Here is a 12,913-nt window from a genome sequence, read left to right as displayed (position 1 = left end):
CATCAGATCAACAAATTAATGCTCGTATACCAAATTGGCGCTCAAACAATTGTATCAAATTCATGCGCACTGACGGCTGCTTTATATCTCGTGGCTCCCAGACATGACGCATAAGAAAAAAACCCGTCAGTATAAAACCATTTATTATGTCACTAGAATCAGTAGGACGAGTTGTTCTTTGCACAAGAAACTGTGGTAGAATGAGAAGCTTTTTTTTCCAAGGTTCCCCTGCTTCTTCACAGACAGCCCGTCCAGATTTTGGTGATACGTAATGCAGCCTTTCCTGACGACCTGTTGCAGCACAACAAGATAAATCAAGACCAAAACCAAGTTCTTCAAGAAGCCGCATTTCAAAACGTACAAGCAATTCTGCAGTTACAAATGGTTCATCAAAATTCTGCATAAAAAGGTGTAAAATATCATATAAAACGGGATGTGGATCACGTTCGGGAAGAAGCCGCAAATGAAAAGCTATCAATTGCAAAGCATAAAGTGCTTCTGGTAGACAGATTAATCGCGCCGCGTGTAAATCAAGAGCTTCAAGTCGAAAAAGTCCCAAATGCTCTTCTAAACGAGCCCACCATTCAGCTTCCACAAAATTTCCAGGTTGAAGAAGAGCTGCCATACGACGCGACCGCCCCCCTTTTACCACTCCCATATAACGACCATGTTCACGTGTCATAACCTCAAGAATAACACTTGTTTCACCATATTGGCGTGTACCAAGAATAACGGCTTGTTCTTTCCACTTCATTTTACTTTAATTATTTTTAAAAATCTTATTTTTAAAAATCCAATCCCATTTCGCGATAACGTTCTGGATCGGTATCCCAATTATCGCGCACTTTCACAAAGAGAAAAAGATGAACCTTTTGATCCATAATTTTCATTAGTTCTTTACGTGCTGCTTGACCAATCGCTTTTATTGTATCGCCTTTTGCTCCTAAGACAATTTTTTTCTGACTCTCACGCTCAACATAAATAACTTGATTAATTTTAACGGAACCATCTGAACGCTCTTCCCAGTTTTCTGTTTCAACCGTTGAGGAATAAGGAAGTTCATCATGAAGACGAAGAAAAAGTTTTTCACGCGTAATTTCAGCAGCAAGATGACGCATGGGCATATCGGAAATTTGATCTTCCGGATAATACCATGGTCCCTCCTGCATCATATTACTCAACGCATGAAGTAAATCCTTGCAACCAGAACCGTTTAGAGCAGAAATCATAAATGTTTGCGCAAACTTTACACGTTCATTTATTTTAGTGGTTAACGCTAGAAGAGATGATTTAACAACTGTATCAACCTTATTAAGAACAAGAACTTTTTCTTGTTTCATGTTGTTTACAATATCTAACATCATATCAACTTCATCCGAAAGACCACTTTGAGCATCAATTAAAACGAGCAGAACATCCGCGCTCTTAGCCCCTCCCCAAGCAGCAGAAACCATGGCACGTTCTAAGCGCTTATGGGGACGAAAAACACCCGGTGTATCGACCAACACAATTTGCACATCATCATGAATGACAATACCGCGGATTAAAGTTCGTGTTGTTTGTACCTTATGCGTTACAATTGAAACCTTTGTTCCAACCAATTGATTAACCAATGTCGATTTACCGGCATTAGGCATCCCAATAAGCACAACAAACCCAGAACGCGTTTTCATAACGTCACTCATGATCATTTTTTCCCACTGTTTTCCATACACCCTCTCGTCGCAAAATTTTTTCAGCTGCCATTCTTTCGGCATATCTTTTGGAGCTTCCCTGCCCAATCTCTGAAGCAAACCCAGAAATACTTACCTCTACCATAAAAACAGGATCGTGATCTGGACCTGAACGTTTTATAACCTGATAATGTGGTTGTGCATTGCCTTGGATATGCGCCCATTCCTGTAATTCGGTCTTGGCATCACGCCGACCAGCATTCATTTTCTTTGCCCGACTATGCCAATATTTTTGAATAAAAGGGCGAACGCTTTCCAAGCCTCCATCGAGATATATCACGGCAATCAAAGCTTCCACGACATCTGCATGCATATTGATGAGTCGACGCCCCTCGAAATTTTTCATCTCAAAACCAACACGGATCATATCAGGCAGCCTCATTTCACGCGCAATATCAGCACATGTCTGCGCGTTGACCAGATGATTCAAACGGACTGATAATTCACCTTCACTTGCCTGAGGAAAAAGTTGATACAGCATTTCTGCAATCAAAAGCCCTAAAACCCGATCCCCTAGAAACTCTAGTCGTTCATAATTCCCCTGTTCCGAATCTTGCACACTCGAGTGTGTTAATGCCTTCTTTAACCTCTCTTCATCTTTAAAACGATGCCCCGTCAGCTTGAAAAGCTGATCAATCATTAGACGTTTCATCGTTGTTTCCTTGATTGATAAGCGGCAAATCATGAACCGTATTTATGAAAGAAAACAAACGCTTCCAACGCACATCAAATGGCCAGCGCCAAACCTGCCAAGCACTTGAACCGTTACTGATGGAAAAGAAAATCACGCTCGCGCGACCAATAAGATTTTCTTCTGGAACATAGCCTACATCTAAACGACTATCATCTGAATTGTCGCGGTTATCTCCCATCATAAAGTAATGTCCTTGAGGAACTTCAAAGACTTTTGTATCATCGACTTTCGGGATGAAAGCTAAATCAAGTGTATCATAACTGACACCGTTAGGCATTGTCTCGCGATAAACCTCAACAGGATAGTTAACCTCTGTTATATCAGAATTATCAATTTCCCCCATAAAGTGACGGGAAACAGCCTCATCATTAATATAAAGAACACTTTGACGGACTTGTATACGATCACCTGGTAGCCCAACAACGCGTTTTATATAATCAATCTTTGGATTACTTGGTAAGCGAAAAACGACCACATCTCCACGTTGAGGCTGAGATGCCCAAATCCGTCCAGAAAAAAGAGGAGGAGAAAATGGGATGGAAAAACGAGAATACCCATATGCATACTTAGAAACAAACAGATAATCTCCCACCAACAAAGTAGGACGCATTGAACCGGAAGGAATACTAAAAGGCTGGAAAAAAAGTGTCCGAATAACCGCTGCTAAAAGCAGAGCCTGTATTAAAACAGAAATAAATTCACGAACCCCACCTTTTTTTTCTTTTTTATGCACTTTATCTTTTTGGATCATCACCAACTGCCTTCTCATCACAGATATAATTTTTTTCATCATAATATTCAAATAACAAAAGCACAATCTCTCACACCATCTATCCACGTGGAAGTGCTTCGATAATAATAAATGCCTGTGCCCAAGGAAAATCATCTGTTATGCTAAGATGAATAACTGCATCATGATGAGGAGGTAATAACTTTTGAAGTTGTACTTGCGCACGATTTGTTAATTGCATTATTGGTTTACCAGATGGCAAATTAATAACCCCCATGTCTTTCCAATTAATCCCACAAGCGATTCCCGTTCCTAAGGCTTTAGCACATGCTTCTTTAGCAGCAAATCTTTTTGCATAGGAAGAAGAGCTTTTTTTGAGATTTTCCGATCTATTCCTTTCAATATCCGTAAAAATACGTTGGGTAAAACGCTCACCATAACGAACCAACATTTTCTCAATACGTCGTATATCAACCAGATCATTTCCAAGACCAACAATCATACGATATTACCCCATCTTTCTTACGATGAACGCTTCTTTAAACGCCTTTTTTTATAATCTTTTGATATCGCTTTTGTTTAAAACGAACCGTTGCTCTGTAAACACCTATATAAGATAAACCACCAAAAACAATACCTAAAAGAGTTCCACCTAAAATCATAGGACTCATAATTGTGTCCCATGCGCCTTTAAAGAGGAGAGAGAGATTTGACAATGTCAAACCATTAAATAGAGCACGAATTTGCGAAAGAGAAATCTCTTTGACATCGCTAAAAAGTGATAAACAAAAATACCCTACTTTATAATCAGCCATGACAATCAATAAAAATGTGAGTGGATTAGAAAAAATCGTCCCAATGATTGCGGCAGCAAAGTTTGCACGCAAAAGCCAAGATAAAAATATTGCCAAAATAATATGCAACCCAAAGAAAGGGGAACAAGCTAAAAAAATGCCAACAGCAACCCCTAATGCTACTTCATGCGGTGTTGCTGATATACGCAAAATACGTTTATGTATGTAGCAAAATGAGCGAGAAAATGAACGACGTGGCCATAACCAAAGTCGAATACGCGTTACAAAATCTATTGGTTCTCGACTACGAAAAAGCATATGACTCTCAATATACATCTTTTGATGATGAAATAATCTATATCATCCAAATTAATCTTTTTAAGCTTTTGCACAAAAAAAAATAGAAAGACAATTAAATATTTCGACTACCTGGTTTAATCGCTGGAAGAACAGAAAGCTCTGCAGGAAGTGCATCACTAGCATAAGAGGTTATCTCGTATTCAGCAAGTGCAATCAATGGAACTCCAACATTGACTTTACCACCAGAACGATCAAGGATACATGCACTGGCTAATACCTCTGCTCCTGCTGCAACGAGCGCCTCAATAGTCTCACGAATGGAAAGACCCGTTGTCACAATATCTTCAACGATAACAACCCGTGCCCCCTTCTTGATTTCAAAACGACGCAATTCAAAGATGCCATTTACACGCTCTACCCAAAGAGAAGGAACACCAAGGTGCCGTGAAGTTTCATAGGAAGGAATAAGGCCGCCAATTGCGGGACCAACAACATAATCAATTTTTCCCTCGATAGATTTTTTGATTTTTTCAGCTAATCCACGACACAACTTTTCCGTCAAGTCAGCATGCATGAATACTTTCGCTTTTTGCATATAAGTCGCACTATGGCGTCCCGATGTTAAAATAAAATGCCCTTCTAGAATAGCATCTGCTTGTTTAAAAATATCAATGACATCTTGTGTATTCATTGCAAAATCTTTCTTTTTATCCATGAACCCGCCGTACTGTACTTACTGAACCCGCCTCTTTTAACTGAGAAAAAATACGATTCAAATGTTTTAAATCCCACACTTCCAAATCAATCATAATTTCTGTAAAATCTGGTGCTGTACGGATAAAAGATAAATTTTGGATATTGGCATCGTTAGCAGAAATTATTTGTGTAATTTCAGCCAAAGAACCAGGACTATTTACAACCAAAATGTTTATCCGTGCAGGAAAACGTTCATTCATTTGGGCATCAATATCCCAGCGGACATCAATCCATCGTTCTGGCTGATCATCATATGCCATCAAAGCTGAAGACTGTATTGGATAAATAATGATCCCAGCCCCAGGCTGCATAATACCAACAATCCGATCTCCAGGCACTGCTCCTTCCGGTGAAAAACGTACGGGTATATCTCCACGGGTTCCTCTAATAGGCAATGCTTTAGATTGATGATTCTCGAACATTTCATTCTTTTCATTTTCTGGAACTTTAAAAATCATACCTTGAGCATTCTCAATATTAAACCAACCTTCTTCCCCAGGCTTAAAAGATGACTTTTGTACTACACGGTGATCTTGATAATCAGGATAAACCGCTTTAATCACATCAGCGGAAAACAGCTCCCCACGCCCAACAGCAGCCAATACATCCTCTACATCTTTACGTGCTAAACGTGGCAAAACTTTCTTCAAAACGTCTTTTGAAAATTGTTTTCCCATATATTCAAATGAACGCTCGAGAATACGATATCCTAAACCCGAATATTGTTTACGTACCGCAGCACGACTTGCTCGTCGAATAGCTGAACGTGCTTTACCTGTGACAACAAGAAATTCCCATGCAGCCGGCGGAATTTGAGCATGTGAACGAATAATATCAACCTCATCACCATTTTTTAATTTGGTCATTAAAGGCATAATACGACCATTGATTTTCACACCCACACAAGAATCACCAATATCGGTATGGACGGCATAAGCAAAATCAATAGGAGTAGCTCCTTTAGGAAAAGCAATTAATCGACCTTTCGGCGTAAAACAAAAAACTTGATCTTGAAAAAGCTCAAGCTTTGTGTGTTCTAAAAATTCTTCCGGATTATCTCCATCTGACAAAGATTGAATCGTTTGACGCAACCATGCATACGCATTTGTTTCATTTGATAACCTCGAAGCCGAATAATTAGAACCCTGCTCTTTATAAATGGAATGTGCCGCAACGCCATATTCAGCAATTTCATCCATAGCAGCAGTTCTAATTTGCAACTCAACACGTTGTCGCGATGGTCCCACAATCGTTGTATGAATGGAACGATAATCATTTTGCTTTGGTATAGAGATATAATCTTTAAAACGACCAGGAACCATTGGCCATGTCGTATGAATGACACCAAGAGCACGATAACAATCATTCACGGACTCAACAATCACACGAAAACCAAAAATATCCGATAACTGTTCAAAAGATAATGCTTTACTTTCCATTTTGCGAAAGACTGAATAAGATTTTTTCTGACGGCTTTTAACATCTGCTTTAATGCCGTGCTCGAAAAAAAGCTTTGTCAATTCATTTTCAATTGTGGAAAGCAAATCACGGTTGTGTTTCAATAATTCAGAAAGTCGATTAGTAATCGTACGATAACCTTCTGGATTTAAATAAAAGAAAGAGAGATCCTCTAATTCCTCGCGCATATCCTGCATACCCATACGACCTGCAAGTGGCGCATAAATATCCATCGTCTCCTCAGCAATTCGCCGACGTTTATCATCACGCATAACACCAAGGGTACGCATATTATGAAGGCGGTCAGCGAGTTTGACTAAAAGAACGCGAACATCATCAGAAATAGCAATAAGAAGTTTACGAAGATTTTCTGCCTGTACAGCTTTCTTTGATACAAGATCAAGCTTATTAAGCTTTGTAAGTCCTTCAACCAACTTCCCAATTTCAGAACCAAAAAGCTGATCAATTTCTGCTCGTGTAGCGCTTGTATCTTCAATTGTATCATGCAAAAGAGCAACAGCAATCGTTGCCTCGTCCAACCGCATATCCGTCAAAATAGCAGCAACTTCTAAAGGATGAGAAAAATAAAGATCACCTGACGCACGCTTTTGATGTGCATGCTTTCTCATTGCATAATCATAGGCCCTGTTTAAAAGAGCCTCATCTACGTCAGACTTGTAACGTTGAACACGTCCAACAAGCTCACACTGACGCATCATACGAGCATATCCTTTATCTTTTCACACCCCTAATCTTTATTGAACACGTCCTATCAATAAAAGACAAGAAAAATAATTGCTCCTCACATGACAAGGTATCTTTACTCCTGTAACATAAATTGCTGCAATTAATAATCGTCACTTTTTTCTGGAACAACCAAACCTTCAATACCCGCTAAAAGCTCTTCTTCTGACATATGATCAAATGAAGTACCTTCTTCTTGCGACGACGTATTAAAAGCACTTTCAGCTTCACCTGAATGGGTAATAAATTCACTTGCCATTTCTGGCTCATCTACTTCCACATGCTTTTGCAGCGAATGAATAAGGTCTTCCTTTAAATCAGCAGGCGACAATGTTTCTTCTGCTATTTCACGCAAAGCAACAACTGGATTTTTATCATTATCACGATCAACCGTAATCTGCGCTCCTTGTGAAATCTGACGCGCCCGATGACCTGCTAAAAGTACCAATTCAAAGCGGTTGTCAACTTTATCAATACAATCTTCTACCGTTACGCGGGCCATTTATGCCTCTTTCTCAAATAAAAAAATTTAATAGCGGATAGGGAAGTATATACAATAATCAAAACAAAACACAAGAAAAACAACACAAACTTTTATATTTTTTGATTAAAGAAATTATTTAAGAAAATTTATAAAAATGTATAACCTATTCATGCCCGTTATCAAAGCTGCTCTTAAAAGCATTCCAATAGATTGGCTTCAAACAGAGGGAGCTCTTTCTTGACAAAATACTTGTCTGGAGTCTTTATCCTTTTAAAAAGAATACCAGCTGTTGAAAATCCTTTGCAATAAAGGCAGCCTTATGCATAATTTTTATGATAATATTTTATCTTAAAGAGAGAGATTTTTTCTTTGAACATCATGTGTATTACGCTCTTATTCATCGAATAAATTACTGAAAGATTACCTCTCTTTACACAATAATTAGTAATAAGTTTATATTAAATTTTATTTATATTCATTATAGATTGTTTCTCAAAACATAACCCGTCATATACGCTATAAAAGACTCAAAAAAATAGAAAAAACGATTGATGCCTAACACCATGAATAACCAATTAACATCACTTTTCCCAGAACCACCCAAAAATTGCAATTTATGTCCTAGGCTCCATCAGTTTATCGCTGACTGGCGTGTAAAAGAACCAAGTTGGTATAACGCACCGGTGCGCCCCTTCTTTCCTTATAAAGGAGCAGACACAACGCGCCTTCTTATTGTTGGACTTGCTCCTGGATTACGTGGAGCAAATCGAACTGGACGTCCGTTCACTGGTGATTATGCTGGGCACTTACTTTATTCAACTTTAAAAAAATTTGGTTTTGCCCAAGGAACCTTCGAAGAAAGAGCAGATGATACTCTTGAACTGATTGATGCAGCAATCGTTAACTCTGTTCGTTGTGTTCCACCAGAAAATAAACCCACCGGTGCAGAAATTAACACGTGCCGCTATTTCTTCTCACCTCTTTTAACAAATCTTCCCAAACTTAAAGCCGTTATTACCTTAGGAACCATTGCACACCATTCAACGATACGTGCCCTTAATGCAAAAGTTTTAGCTCACCCTTTTGGACACGGCGAAATCAATAACATCGGCAGATTACGCATCTTTTCAAGCTATCACTGTTCTCGTTATAATACAAATACTGGACGCTTGACAGACGCCATGTTTCACCAAATTTTTCAAGCAGCAAAAACATACTTAGATCAATGCTAAAACTGTTTTAAACCAGCGCTATAAATAAAGGATACCTAGATCGCATTCGTCATCCATATCTTTTTAAAAGTCTTGCTTTTTCACGTCCCCAATCGCGTTTTTTTTCTGTTTCTCGCTTATCATGAAGTTTTTTCCCCCGCGCTAGAGCAATCTCCAACTTAACGCGCCCACGTTCATTAAAATAAAGTTTAAGAGGAACAAGCGTCATTCCTTCACGAGACGTTGCATTAAAAAAACGTGCCATCTCACGTTTTGAAAGCAATAACTTGCGCAAACGTCGCGGTTCATGATTAAAACGATTAGCCTGCGTATATTCAGGAATATAGCTGTTTACTAACCATAATTCCCCATTCTCAAAACTCGCATAGCTTTCAGCAATATTGGCATGATTAGAACGTAAGGACTTTACTTCCGCTCCCTGAAGGACAAGACCGGCCTCGAGATTATTAAGGATTTCAAAATTAAAACGTGCTTTACGATTGTCAGCAATTATTTTCCGTACGGGCGCGTTCTTTTTTTTATTCATGGCTTTGTCAATATCATTTTATGCTTTTAAAATACCAGCATGACTGAGGGCTGCATCAATAATCTTCTTTGTTCTTTCTGTTAACGGAACAATCGGAGAACGCACAGTATCACCACAAAATCCTAATTTTGCAGCAGCATATTTAATACCCGCTGGACTAGGCTCAATAAACACAGCACGATTAAGAGGCATCAAGCGATCATTTAATTCTCGTGCTGTTTTATAATCACCACGAAAACAAGCATCTTGAAGCTCTGCACACAGCTTTGGAGCAACATTGGAGGAAACTGAAATACACCCCATACCTCCATGTGCATTAAAACCTAACGCTGTACAATCATCACCGGAAAGCTGTACAAAATCCTTCCCACACTTTTCACGTTGTTCACTAACGCGTTCAATTCTGCTCGTTGCATCTTTTACACCAATGATATTTTTAAAATCTTGATAAAGGTCTTTCATCGTTTCCACAGCCATATCGATAACAGAACGACCAGGAATATTATAAATTATAATCGGAATAGAAACAGCTTTGGCAATGGAAGAAAAATGTTTGTATAAACCAGATTGATTTGGTCTATTATAATAGGGAGTGACAACCAAAACTGCATCTGCACCAGCTTTTTGCGCGTATTGTGCAAGCTCTACAGCCTCACTTGTGCTATTTGATCCCGCTCCAGCAACAACAGGAACACGCTTTGCGACCTGCTCAACACACAATTCTATAATCCGCTTATGTTCTTCATGACTTAACGTTGCTGATTCACCGGTTGTCCCAACTGGGCTTACACCGTTAATCCCTTGTGTGATCTGCCATTCAATAAAATCACAAAACGCCTTCTCATCAATTGCGCCCTTATTATCAAACGGTGTAATAAGCGCAGTTATAGCTCCCTTGAGCATGATAAACTCCCTATAATGTTCGCTTTTATTTTTTTTAATAATCGCCTTTTATAAATTTTAAATAGAGCATAATCTTGCTCTATCATTGAAGCAAGATGAATTTCAAAAAAAGCCCTCTTAAGATAAAAATATTCCTCCTTAAATGTTGCACATTTTTTTAAAATAAGCCGTCTATATTAACGCGTTTTTCATGCTTGTGTTCTATAAATCCTTAAGTTTTTACAAAAAGCAAGGTCTCAAGGTCTTTTTTCTATGCGTGTATTTTCCACCTCTCTTTTCGTATCAACCTTTACTGCACTTATACTGGCAATAAGAATTTTATTTTCAAGTGCATCCGCGCAAACACCCCTTTTGCACGGGAAAGCGCCAATCCCTTTGGTGCGCCCTACTCCCTTTACCGAAAAAGAAGCTCTAGAGCCTCTTCAACAGATACACACGACATTACACAATACTGCTACACTTCAGAAACTGAAAGCTGGGCTAGATGCACTAGCAAACAACAATATTGCAAAAACAATAAATCTTCGTAATTCAATGGAAAAACATAGCCTTGATCGTCATATTTTGACATGGGCGCTGGGGATATCAAACCAAGCTGATATACCAAGTTCTGAAATATTTAATGCAATCAACATGCTAAAAGGATGGCCCGGTATAGAAACGATGCAACGCAATGCTGAACGTGCTTTTCTTAACGAAACCAACCTCACACGCGCAATCATCCAAAAATTTTCTCATCACCCGCCCCAAACAGCGCAAGGAATGGCTCTCTTCGCTAAAGCACTTATTGCAACGGGACAAACCACTCGTGCTCGACACGTTATTGCGCCATGGTGGCATAAAACACAGCTTAATGCAAAAGAAGAAATATTTGTTCTTAAAAATGCAAGCGCTGCATTAAAACCTATTGATCATCTGAAACGCATGCAGTTTATGCTGTATGCATATCGTTTTGATTCAGCAGCACGCGTTGCAAAATTAGCCCATGCTCAATCTCTTTTTGATGCTTTTGTGGCCGTTGAAAAAAATGATCCTAGAGCTACACAAAAATTAAAAGCTGTAGAAAGATCATGGCAAAAAGATCCTCTTTTTCAGTTTGCTCGAATACGCCATCTTCGACGAACAGAGCAATATAATGCAGCTGCAGCACTCATGATGAAAACATCAAAAGATGCATTCCACCTTATGAACCCTCATTCATTATGGAAAGAACAACGCGCCCTTTCTCGTGAAATGCTCGATTTAAACAAACCAAAAATTGCTTATCAACTCGTTGCAATGCACACTGGTATAACATCTGCATTAGCTATCGATGCTGAGTTTCATGCAGGATGGTACGCACTACGGTTTCTTCATAACCCTAAATTGGCAATGCAGCATTTTTCACGTATTCCTCAACTCTCTTCTTTACCTTTTTCTGCATCACGTGGATATTACTGGATGGGACGAACAGCAGAAACGCTAGAAGAACATAAAAATGCCCAGCAATACTTTCATCGCGCAGCTCATTTTGGTGCAACTTACTATGGTCAATTAGCCGCTGCACGACTCAACCAAAAAAAGCTTAAAGTTTCCTTTCCCAAACCAACAACCGCTGAGCGACAACATTTTAGTGCACGAAAAGCGATCAAAGCAATTCAACGTCTTGAAGCAGCCGGCTATGCTGATTTTGCTAAAATTTTTTATAGAGAGCTCGGAAAAAAAATAGAAAGTCCCGGCGAATTAGCCCTTCTGGCTGTTATGGCAGAAAAAAACGGAGACTATTATACCAGTCTCAAAATTGGAAAAATGGCTGTTTTTCAGGGAAAAAATGTCGGTGCACTCTCTCATCCTCTGGGAGCTATACCAGCTTCTACTAATATTTCTGTAGAAGAAAAATCGCTTATCTATGCCATTGCACGCCAAGAAAGCGAATTTAATCCAACAGCCATATCAAAAGCAGGTGCACAAGGTATACTCCAATTGCTTCCTACAACAGCAAAAGCATTGGCAAAAAAACACTCAATTGCATGGTCTCCTAAAAAATTTAGCAGTGATGCTCATTATAATGCAACATTAGGTGCCCATTTTCTTAATGAACAATTGGAACGTTTTAATGGATCCTATATACTAACTCTTATTGGCTATAATGCGGGTCCCCGTCGTGTCAATGAATGGATAAAACGTTATGGCGATCCTCGAGGACAATCTCTCGATAACGTCATTGATTGGATTGAGCGTATTCCTTATACAGAAACACGTAATTACGTGATGCGTGTCATGGAAAATTATGGTGTCTACAAAGCAAGACTCACTGGGAAAATAGATATAAAAACCGACCTGCTTTCTGGTCGACGGAAATAATATGCCTTAACTTCCCAAATAGTACTTTGAAAGCGTTCATAAGACGTGTTTTTATTCCTTTTTAAATAGCACCCACATACCAACCTGCTTATGATGTATACGCAAGTAATTTTAATTGATTCAGTATCAATAAATTCAAAATGAGAAAACCCTATGCTATTAGGATCTTTTATTTCAAATACAAAATGATGAATTATCATTCTAAATCAATATATT

At 38.9% G+C, this 12,913-nt stretch carries 13 protein-coding genes; 2 read left to right on the top strand and 11 right to left on the bottom strand.

Features of this window, described 5'->3' with window-relative positions; translation table 11 throughout:
• Positions 1 to 7: 7 nt before the first annotated feature.
• From recO to rpoZ, 9 genes are all read right to left on the bottom strand, one after another.
• Positions 8 to 754 carry a DNA repair protein RecO gene (recO, locus tag ACFIKJ_RS01680; protein ID WP_375625853.1) on the bottom strand — a complete coding sequence of 249 codons (747 nt, stop codon included), beginning with the start codon at positions 752 to 754 and terminating at the stop codon, positions 8 to 10.
• Between the two features lie 31 nt (positions 755 to 785).
• Positions 786 to 1,685 (bottom strand): GTPase Era, encoded by a 900-nt coding sequence (gene era, locus ACFIKJ_RS01675; protein WP_375625036.1) that lies wholly within the window; start codon positions 1,683 to 1,685, stop codon positions 786 to 788.
• Entirely contained in the window at positions 1,678 to 2,385 is a 708-nt protein-coding gene (gene rnc / locus ACFIKJ_RS01670) for a ribonuclease III (RefSeq protein ID WP_375625037.1), read from the bottom strand. Before rnc ends, era begins: the two co-directional genes overlap by 8 nt.
• Entirely contained in the window at positions 2,366 to 3,178 is an 813-nt protein-coding gene (gene lepB / locus ACFIKJ_RS01665; protein ID WP_375653326.1) for a signal peptidase I, read from the bottom strand. Before lepB ends, rnc begins: the two co-directional genes overlap by 20 nt.
• A 79-nt stretch (positions 3,179 to 3,257) precedes the next feature.
• Positions 3,258 to 3,659 (bottom strand): holo-ACP synthase, encoded by a 402-nt coding sequence (gene acpS / locus ACFIKJ_RS01660; protein WP_375625039.1) that lies wholly within the window; start codon positions 3,657 to 3,659, stop codon positions 3,258 to 3,260.
• 37 nt (positions 3,660 to 3,696) lie between these two features.
• A complete protein-coding gene (locus tag ACFIKJ_RS01655) occupies positions 3,697 to 4,269 on the bottom strand; it encodes a DUF2062 domain-containing protein (RefSeq protein WP_375625847.1) in 573 nt (190 codons plus the stop codon).
• A 94-nt stretch (positions 4,270 to 4,363) separates the two neighbouring features.
• Positions 4,364 to 4,942 carry an orotate phosphoribosyltransferase gene (pyrE, locus tag ACFIKJ_RS01650; protein ID WP_375625185.1) on the bottom strand — a complete coding sequence of 193 codons (579 nt, stop codon included), beginning with the start codon at positions 4,940 to 4,942 and terminating at the stop codon, positions 4,364 to 4,366.
• 16 nt (positions 4,943 to 4,958) lie between these two features.
• A complete protein-coding gene (locus tag ACFIKJ_RS01645; protein ID WP_375625041.1) occupies positions 4,959 to 7,184 on the bottom strand; it encodes a RelA/SpoT family protein in 2,226 nt (741 codons plus the stop codon).
• A gap of 128 nt (positions 7,185 to 7,312) precedes the next feature.
• A complete protein-coding gene (rpoZ, locus tag ACFIKJ_RS01640) occupies positions 7,313 to 7,711 on the bottom strand; it encodes a DNA-directed RNA polymerase subunit omega (protein WP_375625042.1) in 399 nt (132 codons plus the stop codon).
• A gap of 545 nt (positions 7,712 to 8,256) precedes the next feature.
• On the opposite strand from rpoZ, the gene ACFIKJ_RS01635 reads away from it, so the two are divergent.
• Positions 8,257 to 8,925, top strand: a complete 669-nt coding sequence (locus ACFIKJ_RS01635; protein ID WP_375625043.1) for a uracil-DNA glycosylase — start codon at positions 8,257 to 8,259, stop codon at positions 8,923 to 8,925.
• A 49-nt stretch (positions 8,926 to 8,974) separates the two neighbouring features.
• Here ACFIKJ_RS01635 and smpB read toward each other — a convergent pair whose 3' ends face one another.
• Together smpB and dapA are read right to left on the bottom strand one after the other, a co-directional pair.
• Positions 8,975 to 9,451, bottom strand: coding sequence for an SsrA-binding protein SmpB (gene smpB / locus ACFIKJ_RS01630; protein ID WP_012231306.1), 477 nt, complete (start codon positions 9,449 to 9,451; stop codon positions 8,975 to 8,977).
• A gap of 18 nt (positions 9,452 to 9,469) precedes the next feature.
• Complete coding sequence (gene dapA / locus ACFIKJ_RS01625) at positions 9,470 to 10,354, bottom strand: 4-hydroxy-tetrahydrodipicolinate synthase (protein WP_375625842.1); 885 nt, start codon at positions 10,352 to 10,354, stop codon at positions 9,470 to 9,472.
• A gap of 252 nt (positions 10,355 to 10,606) precedes the next feature.
• Between dapA and ACFIKJ_RS01620 the strand changes: the two genes are divergently transcribed.
• On the top strand, positions 10,607 to 12,697 hold the full coding sequence (locus tag ACFIKJ_RS01620) for a lytic transglycosylase domain-containing protein (protein ID WP_375625840.1): 2,091 nt from the start codon (positions 10,607 to 10,609) through the stop codon (positions 12,695 to 12,697).
• Positions 12,698 to 12,913 lie beyond the last annotated feature (216 nt).

This window comes from Bartonella sp. PS7NMGDW (genome assembly GCF_042193585.1).
Lineage (GTDB): Bacteria > Pseudomonadota > Alphaproteobacteria > Rhizobiales > Rhizobiaceae > Bartonella > Bartonella grahamii.
The sequence above is the reverse complement of the archived record's forward strand: the minus strand, read 5'-3'. Positions and strand labels throughout refer to the sequence as shown.

Excerpts from the sequence above, each read along its gene's own strand:
- recO (WP_375625853.1), bottom strand. The coding sequence starts at position 754 with ATGAAGTGGAAAGAACAAGCCGTTATTCTTGGTACACGCCAATATGGT.
- era (WP_375625036.1), bottom strand. The coding sequence starts at position 1,685 with ATGAGTGACGTTATGAAAACGCGTTCTGGGTTTGTTGTGCTTATTGGG.
- rnc (WP_375625037.1), bottom strand. The coding sequence starts at position 2,385 with ATGAAACGTCTAATGATTGATCAGCTTTTCAAGCTGACGGGGCATCGT.
- lepB (WP_375653326.1), bottom strand. The coding sequence starts at position 3,178 with ATGATCCAAAAAGATAAAGTGCATAAAAAAGAAAAAAAAGGTGGGGTT.
- acpS (WP_375625039.1), bottom strand. The coding sequence starts at position 3,659 with ATGATTGTTGGTCTTGGAAATGATCTGGTTGATATACGACGTATTGAG.
- ACFIKJ_RS01655 (WP_375625847.1), bottom strand. The coding sequence starts at position 4,269 with ATGCTTTTTCGTAGTCGAGAACCAATAGATTTTGTAACGCGTATTCGA.
- pyrE (WP_375625185.1), bottom strand. The coding sequence starts at position 4,942 with ATGAATACACAAGATGTCATTGATATTTTTAAACAAGCAGATGCTATT.
- ACFIKJ_RS01645 (WP_375625041.1), bottom strand. The coding sequence starts at position 7,184 with ATGATGCGTCAGTGTGAGCTTGTTGGACGTGTTCAACGTTACAAGTCT.
- rpoZ (WP_375625042.1), bottom strand. The coding sequence starts at position 7,711 with ATGGCCCGCGTAACGGTAGAAGATTGTATTGATAAAGTTGACAACCGC.
- ACFIKJ_RS01635 (WP_375625043.1), top strand. The coding sequence starts at position 8,257 with ATGAATAACCAATTAACATCACTTTTCCCAGAACCACCCAAAAATTGC.
- smpB (WP_012231306.1), bottom strand. The coding sequence starts at position 9,451 with ATGAATAAAAAAAAGAACGCGCCCGTACGGAAAATAATTGCTGACAAT.
- dapA (WP_375625842.1), bottom strand. The coding sequence starts at position 10,354 with ATGCTCAAGGGAGCTATAACTGCGCTTATTACACCGTTTGATAATAAG.
- ACFIKJ_RS01620 (WP_375625840.1), top strand. The coding sequence starts at position 10,607 with ATGCGTGTATTTTCCACCTCTCTTTTCGTATCAACCTTTACTGCACTT.